This is a genomic window from Pseudomonas sp. (assembly GCF_049300855.1).
Classification (GTDB): domain Bacteria; phylum Pseudomonadota; class Gammaproteobacteria; order Pseudomonadales; family Pseudomonadaceae; genus Aquipseudomonas.
This window is the reverse complement of record NZ_JBAQKH010000029.1, coordinates 93,339-109,305: the sequence shown is the minus strand read 5'-3', so window position 1 is coordinate 109,305 and position 15,967 is coordinate 93,339. Positions and strand designations below refer to the sequence as shown.

The 15,967-nt window shown below is 60.3% G+C and carries 12 protein-coding genes; 6 read left to right on the top strand and 6 right to left on the bottom strand.

What is annotated here, in order from left to right; all coding sequences use genetic code 11:
* Window positions 1–23 precede the first annotated feature (23 nt).
* Together metH and WA225_RS15670 are read left to right on the top strand one after the other, a co-directional pair.
* Window positions 24–3,734 (top strand): methionine synthase, encoded by a 3,711-nt coding sequence (metH, locus tag WA225_RS15675; RefSeq protein ID WP_422608593.1) that lies wholly within the window; start codon window positions 24–26, stop codon window positions 3,732–3,734.
* 271 nt (window positions 3,735–4,005) lie between these two features.
* Window positions 4,006–4,224, top strand: a complete 219-nt coding sequence (locus tag WA225_RS15670) for a DUF2970 domain-containing protein (RefSeq protein ID WP_422608592.1) — start codon at window positions 4,006–4,008, stop codon at window positions 4,222–4,224.
* A 5-nt stretch (window positions 4,225–4,229) separates the two neighbouring features.
* Here the strand turns inward: WA225_RS15670 and WA225_RS15665 are convergent, their stop codons facing one another.
* On the bottom strand, window positions 4,230–5,303 hold the full coding sequence (locus WA225_RS15665) for an ABC transporter substrate-binding protein (protein ID WP_422608591.1): 1,074 nt from the start codon (window positions 5,301–5,303) through the stop codon (window positions 4,230–4,232).
* A gap of 525 nt (window positions 5,304–5,828) precedes the next feature.
* Here WA225_RS15665 and WA225_RS15660 point away from each other — a divergent pair.
* Both WA225_RS15660 and WA225_RS15655 read left to right on the top strand, forming a co-directional pair.
* Window positions 5,829–7,487 (top strand): nitrite/sulfite reductase, encoded by a 1,659-nt coding sequence (locus WA225_RS15660; RefSeq protein WP_034152311.1) that lies wholly within the window; start codon window positions 5,829–5,831, stop codon window positions 7,485–7,487.
* Window positions 7,471–7,965, top strand: a complete 495-nt coding sequence (locus tag WA225_RS15655; RefSeq protein WP_422608590.1) for a DUF934 domain-containing protein — start codon at window positions 7,471–7,473, stop codon at window positions 7,963–7,965. The genes WA225_RS15660 and WA225_RS15655 overlap by 17 nt, the downstream gene beginning before the upstream one ends.
* Before the next feature lie 68 nt (window positions 7,966–8,033).
* Here the strand turns inward: WA225_RS15655 and sohB are convergent, their stop codons facing one another.
* Window positions 8,034–9,065, bottom strand: a complete 1,032-nt coding sequence (gene sohB / locus WA225_RS15650; RefSeq protein WP_422608589.1) for a protease SohB — start codon at window positions 9,063–9,065, stop codon at window positions 8,034–8,036.
* 204 nt (window positions 9,066–9,269) lie between these two features.
* On the opposite strand from sohB, the gene WA225_RS15645 reads away from it, so the two are divergent.
* Together WA225_RS15645 and WA225_RS15640 are read left to right on the top strand one after the other, a co-directional pair.
* The gene (locus WA225_RS15645) at window positions 9,270–9,980 is read left to right on the top strand and encodes a histidine phosphatase family protein (protein WP_422608588.1); all 711 of its coding nucleotides are present in this window, start codon (window positions 9,270–9,272) and stop codon (window positions 9,978–9,980) included.
* 63 nt (window positions 9,981–10,043) lie between these two features.
* On the top strand, window positions 10,044–10,361 hold the full coding sequence (locus WA225_RS15640; protein ID WP_007912567.1) for an SCP2 sterol-binding domain-containing protein: 318 nt from the start codon (window positions 10,044–10,046) through the stop codon (window positions 10,359–10,361).
* A gap of 52 nt (window positions 10,362–10,413) precedes the next feature.
* Here WA225_RS15640 and WA225_RS15635 read toward each other — a convergent pair whose 3' ends face one another.
* From WA225_RS15635 to WA225_RS15620, 4 genes are read right to left on the bottom strand one after another with little or no spacing between them, the layout of a single operon-like run.
* Entirely contained in the window at window positions 10,414–11,985 is a 1,572-nt protein-coding gene (locus WA225_RS15635) for an ABC transporter ATP-binding protein (protein WP_422608587.1), read from the bottom strand.
* A 1-nt stretch (window position 11,986) separates the two neighbouring features.
* Window positions 11,987–13,009 carry an ABC transporter permease gene (locus WA225_RS15630; protein ID WP_422608586.1) on the bottom strand — a complete coding sequence of 341 codons (1,023 nt, stop codon included), beginning with the start codon at window positions 13,007–13,009 and terminating at the stop codon, window positions 11,987–11,989.
* On the bottom strand, window positions 13,009–14,073 hold the full coding sequence (locus WA225_RS15625) for a microcin C ABC transporter permease YejB (protein ID WP_422608585.1): 1,065 nt from the start codon (window positions 14,071–14,073) through the stop codon (window positions 13,009–13,011). The genes WA225_RS15630 and WA225_RS15625 overlap by 1 nt, the downstream gene beginning before the upstream one ends.
* Window positions 14,060–15,901, bottom strand: coding sequence for an extracellular solute-binding protein (locus WA225_RS15620; RefSeq protein WP_422608584.1), 1,842 nt, complete (start codon window positions 15,899–15,901; stop codon window positions 14,060–14,062). Before WA225_RS15620 ends, WA225_RS15625 begins: the two co-directional genes overlap by 14 nt.
* Window positions 15,902–15,967: the final 66 nt, after the last annotated feature.

The window sequence follows — 15,967 nt, the reverse complement described above, 5'->3', positions numbered from 1 at the left end:
AATGGTCTTTCCGAGTAGTCCAAATGTCCGATCGCAGCGTCCGCCTTCAAGCTCTCAAGCAAGCTCTCAAAGAGCGCATCCTGATACTCGACGGCGGCATGGGCACGATGATCCAGAGCTACAAGCTCGAAGAACAGGATTATCGCGGCAAACGCTTCGCGGACTGGCCGAGTGACGTCAAGGGCAACAACGACCTGCTGGTCATCACCCGTCCCGACGTGATCGGCGGCATCGAGAAAGCCTATCTGGATGCCGGCGCCGACATTCTCGAAACCAACACCTTCAACGCCACACGCATTTCCATGGCCGACTACGGCATGGAAGAGCTGGCCTACGAGTTAAACGTAGAAGGCGCACGCCTGGCGCGCAAGGTCGCCGACGCCAAGACCGCCGAGAACCCGGCCAAGCCGCGTTTCGTCGCCGGCGTGCTGGGCCCGACCAGCCGCACCTGTTCGCTGTCGCCAGACGTCAACAACCCGGGCTACCGCAACGTCACTTTTGATGAGCTGGTGGAGAACTACACCGAAGCCACCAAAGGCCTGATCGAGGGCGGCGCCGACCTGATCCTGATCGAAACCATTTTCGACACCCTCAACGCCAAAGCGGCAATCTTCGCCGTGCAAGGCGTGTTCGAAGAGCTGCACATCGAACTGCCGATCATGATTTCCGGGACCATCACCGATGCCTCTGGCCGTACCCTGTCGGGGCAGACCACCGAAGCGTTCTGGAACTCGGTGGCGCACGCCAAGCCAATCTCGGTCGGCCTCAACTGCGCGCTCGGCGCCAGTGAACTGCGTCCTTATCTGGAAGAGCTGTCGAACAAGGCCAGCACCCACGTGTCTGCGCACCCAAACGCCGGTTTGCCGAACGAATTCGGCGAGTACGACGAACTGCCGTCGGAAACCGCCAAGGTCATCGAAGAGTTTGCCCAGAGCGGCTTCCTCAACATCGTCGGCGGTTGCTGTGGCACCACGCCGGGGCACATCGAAGCCATCGCCAAAGCCGTCGCCGGTTACGCGCCGCGCCAGATCCCGGATATCCCGAAGGCCTGCCGCCTCTCGGGTCTGGAGCCGTTCACCATCGATCGCAGTTCGCTGTTCGTTAACGTCGGCGAGCGTACCAACATCACCGGTTCGGCCAAATTCGCCCGCCTGATCCGCGAAGACAACTACACCGAAGCGCTGGAAGTCGCCCTGCAGCAGGTCGAGGCCGGCGCGCAGGTGATCGACATCAACATGGACGAAGGGATGCTCGATTCGAAGAAGGCCATGGTGACCTTCCTCAATCTGATCGCCGGTGAGCCGGACATCTCGCGCGTACCGATCATGATCGACTCCTCCAAATGGGAAGTCATCGAAGCCGGCCTGAAGTGCATTCAGGGCAAGGGCATCGTCAACTCGATCAGCATGAAAGAAGGCGTCGAGCAGTTCATCCATCACGCCAAACTGTGCAAGCGCTACGGCGCGGCGGTGGTGGTGATGGCGTTCGACGAAGCCGGCCAGGCCGACACCGAAGCGCGCAAGAAAGAAATCTGCAAACGCTCTTACGACATTCTGGTCAACGAAGTCGGCTTCCCGCCGGAAGACATCATCTTCGACCCGAACATCTTCGCCGTCGCCACCGGTATCGAAGAACACAACAACTACGCTGTGGACTTCATCAATGCCTGCGCCTACATCCGCGACGAACTGCCGTACGCGCTGACCTCAGGCGGCGTGTCCAACGTGTCGTTCTCGTTCCGCGGCAACAACCCGGTGCGCGAGGCGATTCACTCGGTGTTCCTGCTGTACGCGATCCGCGCCGGTCTGACCATGGGCATCGTCAACGCCGGGCAACTGGAGATCTACGACCAGATCCCGCAAGAACTGCGCGACGCCGTCGAAGACGTGGTACTCAACCGCACGCCAAACGGCACCGACGCCCTCCTCGCCATTGCCGACAAGTACAAGGGCGACGGCAGCGTCAAGGAAGCCGAGACCGAAGAGTGGCGCAGCTGGGAGGTCAACAAGCGTCTGGAACATGCGTTGGTCAAGGGCATCACCACACACATCGTTGAAGACACCGAAGAATCGCGTCAGTCGTTCGCCCGTCCGATCGAAGTGATCGAAGGCCCGCTGATGTCCGGCATGAACATCGTCGGTGACCTGTTCGGCGCCGGCAAAATGTTCCTGCCGCAGGTGGTGAAATCCGCCCGTGTGATGAAGCAGGCCGTGGCCCACTTGATCCCGTTCATCGAACTGGAAAAAGGCGACAAGCCAGAAGCCAAGGGCAAGATCCTCATGGCTACGGTGAAAGGCGACGTGCACGACATCGGCAAGAACATCGTTGGCGTGGTGCTCGGTTGCAACGGCTATGACATCGTTGACCTTGGCGTGATGGTGCCGGCGGAGAAGATTCTGCAGGTGGCCAAAGAGCAGAAGTGCGACATCATTGGCCTCTCCGGCCTGATCACGCCGTCGCTGGATGAAATGGTTCACGTCGCGCGCGAGATGCAGCGTCAGGACTTCCACCTGCCGTTGATGATCGGTGGCGCGACCACCTCTAAAGCGCACACGGCGGTGAAGATCGAGCCGAAGTACAGCAACGATGCCGTGGTTTACGTGACCGACGCCTCCCGCGCGGTCGGCGTGGCCACGCAGCTGCTGTCGAAAGAATTGAAGGCCGGTTTCGTTGAGAGAACCCGTGCCGAATACGTTGAAGTGCGCGAACGTACTGCCAACCGCAGCGCCCGTACCGAACGCTTGAGCTACGCCGCCGCGATTGCCAAGAAGCCGCAGTTCGACTGGGCGACTTATGAGCCGGTCAAACCGACGTTTACCGGCAGTAAGGTGCTGGACAATATCGATCTCAAGGTGCTGGCCGAATACATCGACTGGACGCCGTTCTTCATCTCTTGGGATCTGGCCGGCAAATTCCCGCGCATCCTCGAAGACGAAGTGGTCGGTGAAGCCGCCACCGCGTTGTACAAAGACGCGCAAGAGATGCTCGCCAAGCTGATCGACGAGAAGCTGATCAGCGCCCGTGCGGTGTTCGGTTTCTGGCCGGCCAATCAGGTGCATGACGACGACATCGAACTGTACGGCGATGACGGCCAGCCAATGGCCAAACTGCATCACCTGCGCCAGCAGATCATCAAGACCGACGGCAAGCCGAACTTCTCGCTGGCCGACTTCGTGGCGCCAAAAGACAGCGAAGTGACCGACTACGTCGGAGGTTTCATCACCACCGCCGGCATCGGCGCCGAAGAAGTCGCCAAGGCCTATCAGGACGCCGGCGACGACTACAACTCGATCATGGTCAAAGCGCTGGCCGACCGTTTGGCCGAAGCTTGCGCCGAATGGCTGCACCAGCAAGTGCGCAAAGAGCACTGGGGTTATGCCAAGGACGAAGCCCTCGACAACGACGCGCTGATCAAAGAGCAATACAGCGGCATCCGCCCTGCACCGGGTTATCCGGCGTGCCCGGACCACACCGAGAAAGCGGCGCTGTTCGCGTTGCTCGACCCGGAGGCCGAAGAGATGCGTGCCGGCCGCAGCGGCGTGTTCCTCACCGAGCACTACGCGATGTTCCCGGCGGCAGCGGTCAGCGGTTGGTACTTCGCCCACCCGCAGGCGCAGTACTTTGCCGTGGGCAAGATCGACAAGGATCAGGTCGCCAGCTACACCTCGCGCAAAGGTCAGGAATTGAGCGTGACCGAGCGTTGGCTGGCGCCAAACCTGGGCTACGACAACTAAGCAGCCTTCGCCAGCGCCTACAGGTGCCCGCGCCGTTCACAAATCCTGTGAACCAACGCTAAACCTGTGGGAGCTGGCTTGCCAGCGATGGCGTCGGGTCAGCCAACATTGATGTCGCGTGTGCCGGCCTCATCGCTGGCAAGCCAGCTCCCACAGGGTTTCGGGGATGCTCGCTCAACCCTCTCTCCTGCCCATTTCCCACATTTGCTTTTGCGGTGTTCTGCAAAGGGTTGGCTATGCTTGTCTGACACACACGGCAGACGAGGGATTTATGGACGATCCAGTCGACAACAAACCGCCGACCTTCTGGCAAATGCTGCACAGCGTAATGGCCGCAGCGTTCGGGGTGCAGAGCGGCAAGAACCGCGCAAGGGACTTTACCCATGGCAAGCCCAGCCATTTCGTGCTGCTGGGGATTCTGTTCACGGCGGTGTTCGCGCTGACGCTGTTTGCCATCGTCAAACTGGTGCTGCTGTTCGCCGGGGTCTGACGCGGTCAGCGCATCAGGGTCTGCAAGGTGAACGGGTAGCGATACGACGCCGGTTGCCCCTTGGCCGAGAGCTTGCGGAAATTCACGCCATAGTTCGGCGATTCGCCCATGGCCAGCATTTGCCGGGCGTGCGCTTTGTCGATCAACTGCAACAAGGGAATCTGCCGGTCGCGGCCGCCGTAGTGATTCAAATCGACGCCTTGCTCGACATCATGCAACTCGACCAACGCCCAGCCGCCCAAGGTGAAATGCCCGCCGACCAGCGCGCTCAGGCGCCCCTCAACCAACGCCTGCAAGGCCGCTGGTGAGGTATTGACCGCGCTGAACAAGGCGTCTTTGCCGGGGACTTTGCCGGTCTCGGCGTACGCGCGCATCGCGCCGAAGGCCATTTCATCATTGGCCGACCACACCAGCGACACCTTCGGGTAGCGGGCGAACAGCTGCTTTGCCTGCTCATAGGCGCGTTCTTGCGTCCAACCGCTGTACACCAATTGTCGCAGGCGCATCTGTGGGTGTTCGGCCAGCGCCCGCTGCATGCCGCGCTCGCGCAGTTGCGCCGAAGGCGTGACCTTCAGCCCGGAGAACGCCAACACTTCAATCGGCTCAGCGGCGGGCGTCGGCGGATGCAGGCGGATCAGTTCCTTCATCATCAGGTAACCGCCCTCCTCGTCGTTCGGCACCAGGCTGCCGATACGATCGTCACGCCGGCCAAGCAGCGTCAACTGGTCAGGAGTCAGTGCGGCATTGACCATAAACAGCTTCACGCCGCTGTTCTCGGCCAGGCGCAGGATTTGCGGGGCGACATATTGTTCGTTGACGAACACCAGGTACTCGGGACGATTCGGCCCCTGCAACGCGACGCGCGCCTGAGCCAGGGTCAGTTCGGGCTGGCGTTGCGAGTAGAGAATCTGCAGATCAATGCCCAGATCATGCGCAGCCGCCTGCATGAATTGCGAATAGCTGACCCAAAAGGCTTCCTGTGTCGAGCCCGGGTTCAAAAACAGCACAGACTCCGCCCGCGCGCCGGTCTGAAACAGCGCGCCGAACAACAGAAGACTGAGGTGGAAAAACTTGAACATGAAGCATCCGGGCCCTGGGAAAAATGGCCGCGCATTATAGCCCTCGTTCCACCGGCTATTGATGCCTGATCCCGTTTTTTGTCCGACAATCTGTCGGAAGCGGGCCCGGATGGGTCGTTTACTGATGGCTGACCCAGAATACCGCTGTCCCTACTACCAGAATGATCAGGAACAAAATGGCCCACGCATCGACGCTACTGTCGCTTTTTCTTGCCTTGGTCGGATTGCTCATTGCATCGCCTCTTGTCGGTTTTATCGGTGATTGCAGAAAGACTCGACCACAGTTAAGACGATGATTGTCCGCACGACAAATGTGGGTTAGTTGACAGCCATTCTCGTTAGGCGATTTGGTTCTTTCCATATACTCAAACATCACTTTTGCGCATAACTGCAAACAGGTATATTGCCCCGGCTCCCTTAGGGAGCGCGCGGCCGTGCGCGCAGAATTGCAGAGGCACCATCGGACTTCAGCAAGCGAAAACGCAGCGTTTTCCGAGTAGCCCAAAGCCTGAGAACAGGACTTATATGTACGTATACGACGAGTACGATCAGCGGATCATCGAGGACCGCGTCAAGCAGTTCCGTGATCAGACCCGACGCTATCTGGCAGGTGAGCTGAGCGAAGAAGAATTCCGCCCTCTGCGCCTGCAAAATGGCCTGTACATCCAGCGCTTCGCGCCGATGTTGCGTGTGGCGGTGCCTTACGGCCAACTGACTTCGCGTCAGACGCGCATGATGGCCAAGATTGCCCGCGACTATGACAAGGGCTACGCCCACATCAGTACGCGGCAGAACGTGCAGTTCAACTGGCCGGCGGTGGAAGACATCCCGGACATCCTCGCGGAACTGGCCACCGTGCAGATGCACGCGATCCAGACCAGCGGCAACTGCCTGCGCAACGTCACCACCGACCAGTTCGCCGGTGTCGCTGCCGACGAAGTGATTGATCCGCGCCCATGGTGCGAAATCGTCCGTCAGTGGACCACGTTCCACCCGGAATTCGCCTACCTGCCGCGTAAATTCAAGATCGCCGTCAACGGTTCCACCGCTGACCGCGCCGCCATTGAAGTCCACGACATTGGCCTTGAGCCGGTGCACAACGCCGCGGGCGAACTGGGTTTCCGCGTGCTTGTCGGCGGTGGCCTCGGTCGTACGCCGGTGGTGGGTGCATTCATCAACGAGTTCCTGCCATGGCAGGACCTGTTGAGCTACCTCGACGCCATCCTGCGTGTGTACAACCGCTACGGCCGTCGCGACAACAAATACAAGGCGCGGATCAAGATCCTCGTCAAAGCCCTCACGCCGGAAGTGTTCGCACAGAAAGTCGATGCGGAAATGGAACACCTGCGCGGTGGCCAGACCACATTGACCGACGCCGAACTGCAGCGTGTGGCCAAACACTTCGTCGATCCGGACTACAAGGCGCTGGACAACCAGACCGCGCAATTGGCCGATCTCGACAAGGAACATCCGGGTTTCGCCCGCTGGCGCACCCGCAACACCCTGGCGCACAAGAAGCCGGGGTACGTCGCCGTGACCCTGTCCCTGAAGCCGACCGGCGTTGCCCCGGGCGACATCACCGACAAGCAGCTCGACGCCGTCGCTGATCTGGCCGACCGCTACAGCTTCGGTCAACTGCGCACCTCGCACGAGCAGAACATCATTCTCGCCGACGTCGAGCAAAGCCAGTTGTTCACCCTCTGGGGCGAGCTGCGTGAAGGCGGTTTCGCCACGCCGAACATCGGCCTGCTGACCGACATCATCTGCTGCCCGGGCGGTGATTTCTGCTCGCTGGCCAACGCCAAGTCGATCCCGATCGCCGAATCGATCCAGCGTCGTTTCGACGACCTCGATTACCTGTTCGACATCGGCGAGCTGGACCTGAACATCTCCGGTTGCATGAACGCCTGTGGTCACCACCACGTCGGCCACATCGGCATCCTCGGCGTGGACAAGAAAGGCGAAGAGTTCTATCAGGTCTCCCTCGGCGGCAGCGCCAGCCGTGACGCGAGCCTGGGCAAGATCCTCGGCCCGTCCTTCGCCCAGGAAGCCATGCCTGACGTGATCTCGAAGCTGATCGACGTGTACGTTGAACAACGTACCGAAGACGAGCGCTTCATCGACACCTACCAGCGTATTGGCATCGACCTCTTCAAGGAACGCGTCTATGCAGCGAATCATTAAAAACAACGAGGTCGTCGACGAAACCTGGCACTTGCTGCCCAAGGATTTCAACATCGACGAGATCAGCAACTGCGACGATCTGATCGTGCCATTGCAGCTGTGGCGCGAACACAGCCGCATGCTCAAGGCCCGCGACGGCGGTCTGGGTGTCTGGCTGGACGCTGACGAGGAAGCCGAGGAAATCGGTGAAGACGTCGCCGCGTTCCAAGTGATCGCGCTGAACTTCCCGGCGTTCACCGACGGCCGCAACTACTCCAACGCCCGTCTGCTACGCGACCGTTACGGTTTCAAAGGCGAACTGCGGGCGATTGGCGACGTGCTGCGCGACCAGCTGTTCTACATGCACCGCTGCGGCTTCGATGCCTTTGCCGTGCGTGCCGATAAAGACCCCTACGAAGCCCTTGAAGGTCTCAAGGACTTCTCGGTGACCTATCAGGCCGCCACCGACGAACCGCTGCCGCTGTTCCGTCGCCGCTAAGCCTTCAGGTTTAGCGCGGACAAAAAAACGCCGGTCATGTGACCGGCGTTTTTTTATGCCTGCTCGAGTTACCAGAAGCGCTGTTGGGTCAGGCGACTCCACCAGCTCAGCAGTACGCGGTCAACCGAGCCGCTGGCGGCCATGCCGATACGCTCCTGCAGGCTTTTACGCTCGGCGTAGTGCAGGTGGTAAACCTCGGCCTGTTTGGCCTTCTGCGCCAGGTATTCATCGCTGGTCTTGAGCTCATCGACCAATTGCTTATCCAGCGCCGCGACGCCGAGCCAGACTTCACCGGTTGCCACTTCATCAATCGCCAGCTGCGGGCGATAACGGGCGACGAAGTTCTTGAACAGCTGGTGGGTGATGTCCAGGTCTTCCTGGAACTTCTCGCGGCCCTTCTCGGTGTTTTCGCCAAACACGGTCAGGGTGCGTTTGTATTCGCCGGCGGTCAGTACTTCAAAGTCGATGTCGTGCTTTTTCAGCAGGCGGTTGACGTTGGGCAACTGCGCGACCACACCAATCGAGCCGAGAATCGCGAAGGGCGCACTGATGATTTTCTCGCCAATGCACGCCATCATGTAGCCGCCGCTGGCCGCGACCTTGTCGATGCACACGGTCAGCGGCACGCCGGCCTCGCGGATCCGCGCCAGTTGCGACGATGCCAGGCCGTAGCTGTGGACCATGCCGCCACCACTTTCCAGGCGCAGAACCACTTCGTCCTTTGGCGTGGCGAGGGTCAGCAGCGCGGTGATTTCATGGCGCAGGCTCTCGGTGGCCGAGGCTTTGATATCGCCGTCGAAATCCAGCACGAACACCCGCGGTTTGGCCTCGGGCTTGTGCTTTTGCTTCTTCTCGCCCTTCTCGGATTTGGCCTGGCTCTTGCGCAGTGCCTTGAGCTGATCCTTGTCGAGCAGGGTCTGTTCGAGCCGCTCACGCAGGCCTTTGTAGAAATCATTGAGCTTGCTGACCTGCAACTGGCCGGCCGACTTGCGCCGACCCTTGCTGCGCAGCGCGGCAAAACTGGCGAGCACCACCAGAATGGCGATCACCAGGGTGACGGTCTTGGCCAGGAAGCTGGCGTATTCGGTGAAAAACTCCACAGAGACTCCTTAGAACAGTGCGTGGATGTGAAACACACGCGGGATGGCTCCAGCATACCCATGCGCCGGCTCATCGGCCAGCCGTGAAACCTCTGGCAACACCCCTGCAACGGGCATTTCAAACAAGCGTATGTTTTTTCATTGACAGCTCTCCGCCATCCTCATAACCTCGCCGAAACTTCAACGTAACGGGATGATGCGGACGTGGGCAGCATCTACTTGATTCGACATGGCCAGGCCTCCTTTGGTGCAGACGACTATGACGTCCTGTCGCCCATCGGTGTGCGCCAGGCTGAAGTCCTCGGTCAGCACCTTGCTGAACTGGGCCTCAGCTTTGATCGCTGCCTTGCCGGAGACCTGCGACGTCAGCAGCACACGGCCACCAGCGCGCTGGAACAATACGCCACCAAAGGCCTGTCGGTGCCGACGCTGGAAACCGATGCGGCGTTCAACGAATTCGATGCCGACGCGGTGATCCGCGCCCTGCTTCCGGCAATGCTGGCGGACGAGCCCGAAGCCCTCGACATCCTGCGCAACGCCGCGCAGAACCGTGGCGAGTTCCAGCGTATTTTTGCCTTGATCATCGAACGCTGGCTGGCCGGCACCTACGACACGCCGGGGCTGGAAAGCTGGCTGGGCTTCGTCGAACGGGTTCAGGCGGGTTTGCACCGAATCCTCGAACAGGCGCAAAAGCACCAGAAGATCGCCGTGTTCACCTCCGGCGGCACCATCACCGCCCTGCTCCACCTCATTACGCAAATGCCTGCAAAACAGGCTTTTGAGTTGAACTGGCAAATCGTCAACACCTCGCTCAACCAGCTGAAGTTCCGCGGTCGCGAGGTGGCTTTGGCCTCCTTCAACAGTCACGCACATTTGCAACTGTTGAAGGCTCCGGAACTCATCACTTTCCGCTGAGTCCGGTTAGCTGTGAACCTTGCTGTAATCAACCAGCTCCTATTACCAAGAAAGGATCGAACCATGACCTCCGTAGCTGATGCCGTAAAAGCAATGCAAGCCAAGTTCAACCCAGCCGCCGCTGCCGGTCTGGATCTGGTCTTCGGTTTCAACATCACCGACGAAGACAAGCAATACTCGCTGATCGTCAAAGACGGCACTTGCGACATCCAGGAAGGCGAAAACCCGGACGCCAACTGCACGCTGGTACTGGATAGCGAAACCCTGAAAGGTATCGTCAGCGGCGAAACCGACGGCATGCAGGCGTTCATGGGCGGCAAGCTGCGCGTTGAAGGCGACATGATGTTGTCGATGAAACTGTCCGAGCTGTTCCCTTCGTAAGATGGCTGTGCAGTGACAGCAAAATCCCGCCCCTGTGGCGGGATTTTGCGTTTCAGGCGAACGACGCTGCCAGCAACTCGCGGGTATACGGATGCTGCGCCGAATCAAACAGCGCCTGTGTTTCCCCGCGTTCCACCACCTTACCGTCCTGCATCACGATCAAATCGTGGGCCAGCGCCCGCACCACCGCCAGATCATGACTGATGAACAAATACGTCAGGCCATGTTCCGCCTGCAATCGCCGCAACAACGCCACGATCTGCTTTTGCACCGTGCGATCCAGCGCCGAAGTCGGCTCATCAAGCAATATCAGATCCGGTTTGAGCACCAACGCCCGGGCAATGGCGATGCGTTGTCGCTGGCCACCGGAAAACTCGTGGGGATAGCGATGGCGAGTAGCCGGGTCGAGACCGACTTCGCGCAACACATCAATCACCGCCCTCTCGCGCTCACCGGCATTCAAATCGCTGTGCACCTGTAGACCTTCGGCGATGATCTGCTCCACGCACAGGCGCGGACTGAGACTGCCGAACGGATCCTGAAACACCACTTGCAGGCGTTTGCGCAGCGGCCGGAGCTGTCTACCGCTCAAGTGCTCCAGCGCCTCGCCTTGAAAGCGAATACTGCCTTGGGCATCGAGCAAACGCAGAATCGCCTGGCCCAGCGTCGACTTGCCGGAACCGGATTCGCCGACGATCCCCAAGGTTTTACCGCGCTGGAGATTCAGATCAATGCCGTTGACCGCGTGCAAGTACGAATTCGCACGCAGCCAACCACCGCCCAAACGGAAGCGCACATTGAGATCGCGCACCTGCAGCAAATCTTCCGCAGGCTCCCGGCACAACGCTTCGCCACCCGGTTCGGCATTGAGCAACTCGACGCTATAAGGATGCTGCGGCGCGCTGAACAGCTGTTCACAAGACGCCTGTTCGACAATCACCCCGCCGCGCATCACCGCCACCCGCTGAGCGATATTGCGCACCAGATTCAGGTCATGGCTGATGATCAGCAACGCCATGCCCAGCCGCTCCTGCAGTTCTTTGAGCAGCAACAGAATCTTGCGTTGCACGGTCACATCCAGCGCGGTGGTCGGCTCGTCGGCGATCAGCAATTGCGGCTCGCAGGCCAGCGCCATGGCAATCATCACCCGTTGCCGCTGGCCGCCCGACAGCTGATGCGGATAGGCCTTGAGCCGTTCGCGCGGGCGTTGAATGCCGACCAGTTCGAGCAACTGCAGAATCCGTTGGCGCGCCGCCGCGCCGGCCAGCCCCTTGTGCAGCGCAAGGCTTTCACCCAGTTGTCGCTCAATCGTGTGCAAAGGGTTCAGCGAGCTCATCGGTTCCTGAAAAATCATCGCGATGCGGTGACCGCGCAGTTGCCGCAGATAGCGTTCATGCACGCCGAGCAGCTCCGTGCCGTCATAGCGGATGCTGCCGCCGATCCGGGTGATGGCCGGGTCTAGCAATTGCAGAATACTGTGCGCCGTCACCGATTTACCCGAGCCGGATTCGCCGACCAGCGCCAGGCACTCGCCGGGGCGGATATCGAGGTCGATGCCATGCACCACAGGCTGGCCATTGAAGGCGACACGCAGGTCGCGTATTTCGATCAGATGTTCAGGCATCTCAAGTCCTCGGATCAAACGCATCGCGGCAGGCTTCGCCGATGAATACCAGCAGCGAAAGAATCAGCGCCAACGCAAAAAACGCGGTCAACCCGAGCCATGGCGCTTGCAGGTTGCTCTTGCCTTGGCCGATCAATTCACCCAGCGAAGCGCTGCCGGCCGGCATGCCAAAACCGAGAAAATCCAGGGCCGACAGGGTCGCGATGGCTCCGGTGAGAATGAACGGCAGATAGGTCAGCGTTGCGCTCATGGCGTTGGGCAAGATGTGCCGCACGATCACCTGCGTATCCCCCACGCCCAGCGCCCGCGCCGCTTTTACATACTCAAGACCACGGCTGCGCAAGAACTCGGCGCGCACCACATCGACCAGGCTCAGCCACGCGAACAACGCCATGATCCCCAGCAACCACCAGAAATTCGGCTCGACGAACCCGGATAGAATGATCAGCAGGTACAACACCGGCAGCCCCGACCAGACCTCCAGCAAGCGCTGACCGATCAGGTCGACCCAACCGCCGTAGTAACCCTGCAATGCGCCGGCGGCGATGCCGATCAGCGCACTCGCCGCCGTCAGCGCCAAGGCAAATAGAAGCGACACGCGCGTTCCGAAAATCACCCGCGCCAGCACATCCCGCGCCTGATCATCAGTGCCCAGCCAGTTGTCGCCACTGGGCGGACTCGGTGCCGGTTCCGTCAGTTCGTAATTGACCGTGTCGAACGCGAACGGAATCGGCGCAAACCACAGCCGCCCGCCCTGGCCCTCGATGAACTGCCGCACCTGCGCGCTGCGATAGTCCGGCTGAAATGGCAGCTCGCCGCCGAAATCCTGCTCGGTATAACGCTTGAACGCCGGGAAATACCAGTCGCCCTGATACGTCACCAGCAGCGGCTTGTCATTGGCTACCAGCTCACCGCCGAGGCTCAGGCCGAACAGCGCAAGAAACAGCCACAACGACCACCAGCCGCGCCGATGCGCCTTGAACCGCGCCCAGCGGCGCCGCCCGATTGGAGACAATCTCAGCATCAGGCAGCCCTCGCGGTGAAGTCGATGCGCGGATCGACCAGCGTGTAACAGAGATCGCCGAGCAGTTTTATCAGCAGGCCGAACAGGGTGAAGATGAACAGCGAGCCGAACACTACTGGGTAATCGCGTGCCACCGCTGCTTCGTAACTGAGGCGGCCGAGGCCATCGAGGGAAAAGATCACTTCAATCAGTAGCGAGCCGCCGAAGAACACTGTCACCAATGCTTGCGGCAATCCGGCGACGACCAGCAGCATCGCATTGCGAAACACATGGCCGTACAACACCTGTTTTTCACTCAGGCCCTTGGCGCGCGCAGTGACCACATATAAGCGCGAGATCTCGTTGAGAAAGCTGTTCTTGGTCAGGATCGTCAACGTGGCAAAACCACCAATGACCAAGGCGATCACCGGCAACACCAAGTGCCAGAAATAGTCGGCCACCTTGGCCCACGGCGACAGTTCGGCGAAGTTGTCCGAAACCAGTCCGCGAACTGGAAACCAGTCCAGCGCGGTGCCACCGGCAAACACCACGATCAGCAACAGCGCGAAGAGAAACCCCGGCAGCGCATAACCGATGATGATCGCCACGCTGCTCCAGACATCGAACACCGAGCCGTTGTGCACGGCTTTGCGAATGCCCAGCGGAATCGACACCAGATAGGTGATCAGTGTCGCCCACAGGCCCAGCGACAAGGTCACCGGCAGTTTCTGCCAGATCAGTTCGGTGACGCTGGCGCCGCGAAAAAAGCTCTGACCGAAATCCAGTTGCGCATAGCTTTTGAGCATCAGCCACAAACGCTCGCTGGCGGGTTTGTCGAAGCCGTACTGACGCTCGATATCGGCCAGCAGTTTCGGGTCCAGCCCTCGGGTCGCGCGGGATTCACCTCCAACGGTTTCGACATGGCTGGAACCCACCGCCGCGCCCACGCCGATTCCCTGCAAGCGCGCGATGGCCTGCTCCACCGGGCCACCGGGCGCGGCTTGCACGATGACGAAATTGACCAACAGGATCGCCAGCAACGTCGGCACGATCAGCAGCAGACGCCGCAGGCTATAACCCCACATGGCTGTACTCCTTGGGCATCTGAGTAGTGGTCAGTGCGGTGGGGCTGATTTCCCACCAGGTGTCGAGACCGGCGTCGTACAGCGGCGCAATCGCTGGTCGGCCGAAGCGGTTCCACCACACCGTGGAAATCCCCGGCGGGTAATAGTTGGGCACCCAGTAATAGCCCCACTGCAACACCCGATCCAGCGCATGAGCATGGCGCAGCAGGCTCTGGCGATTGTCGGCCTGCACCAGCCCTTCGAGCAGCGCATCGACGGCCGGATCGCGCAGCACCATGTAGTTGTTCGACCCCGGGTCATCGGCACCGTCAGAGCCGAAATAGTTGAACATCTCGCGCCCCGGCGCCTGACTCACCGGGTAGCCGGCAACAATCATGTCGTAGTCACGATTACGCACGCGGTTGGTGTATTGCGCGGTGTCGACCTGGCGGATATCGAAGCCGATGCCGATCTGCGCGAGGTTACGTTTGAACGGTAACAACAGTCGTTCGAAACCTTTCTGGCCATTGAGAAAAGTGAAGTGCAACGGCTCGCCACTGGCATTCACCAACTGATCGCCCTGAGGTTTCCAGCCAGCGGCTTCAAGCAGTTTCAGTGCCTGCAATTGTTCGGCGCGGATATTGCCACTGCCGTCGGTTTTCGGTGCTTCAAACACCGTGGTGAACACTTCATCGGGAATCTGCCCGCGCAACGGCTCAAGAATCTTCAGCTCTTCGGCATCCGGTAACGCAGTGGCCGCCAATGCGCTGTGGGAGAAGTAGCTGCGCTGACGCAGGTACATGCTGCGCATCATCTGCCGGTTGCTCCATTCGAAATCCCAGAGCATGGCGATCGCCTGACGCACGCGACGATCCTGAAACAGTGGTTTTTGCAGGTTGAACACAAAGCCCTGCGCACCTTGCGCAGCACCGGGCGCGAGGTGCTCACGGAGCAATTTGCCTTGCTCGAGTGCAGCGCCCGCGTAGCCGATGGTGAAACTGGTGGCCGAGAACTCGCGGTTGTAATCGAAGCCGCCGGCCTTGAGCACCTGCCGCGACACGTCGGTGTCGGCGAAAAACTCCACGCTCAATTGATCGAAGTTGTAGAGGCCCCGCGTGATCGGCAGGTCCTTGGCCCACCAGTCCTGCACCCGTTGAAATTTCACGCTGCGCCCGGCATCCACCGCGCTGATGCGGTACGGGCCGCTGCCCGGCGGAATCTCGAAACCGCCGCCCTCGGCGAAATCCCGCGAGCGCCACCAATGTTCGGGCAGCACTGGCAGTGTCGCCAGGTCCAGCGGCAAGGTGCGGCTGTCGTTGTTCCTGAAGAGGAAGCGCACCTGCGTCGGCGACTCGACGACGACCTCGGCGACATCGCGAAACTGCTGGCGGTATTTGAGGCTGCCCTGAGTGGTGAACAGGTTGAAGGTGTAGCGCACGTCTTCGGCGGTGATCGGCGTGCCATCCTCGAAACGCGCCTTCGGGTTCAGGTAGAAGCGTATCCAGCGGCGATCCGGATCCAGCTCCATCTGCTGCGCCACCAGACCGTAGACGCTGTAGGGTTCGTCCTTACTGCGATAGGCCAGTGGCGCGTAGAGCCAGCCATCGATATCGGCCACGCCGGTGCCTTTGTCCGTGTAGGGAATCAGGTGGTCGAACGGGCCGCTTTCCAGCGAAGAACGGCGCAGGCTGCCGCCCTTCGGCGCGTCGGGGTTGGCGTAGGCCAGGTGCTGGAAGTCGGGGGCGTATTTGGCGGGTTCGCCGTAGACCGTTAACGCTGGTTGCGGGGCGGCCAAACCGAGCGGGGTTAAAAGCGCAAAAGCGCTGAATAATATGAGTCTGGAGAACATCGGCAGATCCTTTTACAAGGTGCTGCTAATGGCCTCATCGCTGGCAAGCCAGCTCCCACAGGGTCT

Bases quoted from the DNA above. Each gene is read 5' to 3' on its own strand.
- WA225_RS15620 (WP_422608584.1), bottom strand. From the start codon at position 15,901: ATGTTCTCCAGACTCATATTATTCAGCGCTTTTGCGCTTTTAACCCCG.
- WA225_RS15635 (WP_422608587.1), bottom strand. From the start codon at position 11,985: ATGCCTGAACATCTGATCGAAATACGCGACCTGCGTGTCGCCTTCAAT.
- WA225_RS15665 (WP_422608591.1), bottom strand. From the start codon at position 5,303: ATGTTCAAGTTTTTCCACCTCAGTCTTCTGTTGTTCGGCGCGCTGTTT.
- WA225_RS15640 (WP_007912567.1), top strand. From the start codon at position 10,044: ATGACCTCCGTAGCTGATGCCGTAAAAGCAATGCAAGCCAAGTTCAAC.
- WA225_RS15660 (WP_034152311.1), top strand. From the start codon at position 5,829: ATGTACGTATACGACGAGTACGATCAGCGGATCATCGAGGACCGCGTC.
- WA225_RS15630 (WP_422608586.1), bottom strand. From the start codon at position 13,009: ATGCTGAGATTGTCTCCAATCGGGCGGCGCCGCTGGGCGCGGTTCAAG.
- WA225_RS15670 (WP_422608592.1), top strand. From the start codon at position 4,006: ATGGACGATCCAGTCGACAACAAACCGCCGACCTTCTGGCAAATGCTG.
- WA225_RS15655 (WP_422608590.1), top strand. From the start codon at position 7,471: ATGCAGCGAATCATTAAAAACAACGAGGTCGTCGACGAAACCTGGCAC.
- metH (WP_422608593.1), top strand. From the start codon at position 24: ATGTCCGATCGCAGCGTCCGCCTTCAAGCTCTCAAGCAAGCTCTCAAA.
- WA225_RS15625 (WP_422608585.1), bottom strand. From the start codon at position 14,073: ATGTGGGGTTATAGCCTGCGGCGTCTGCTGCTGATCGTGCCGACGTTG.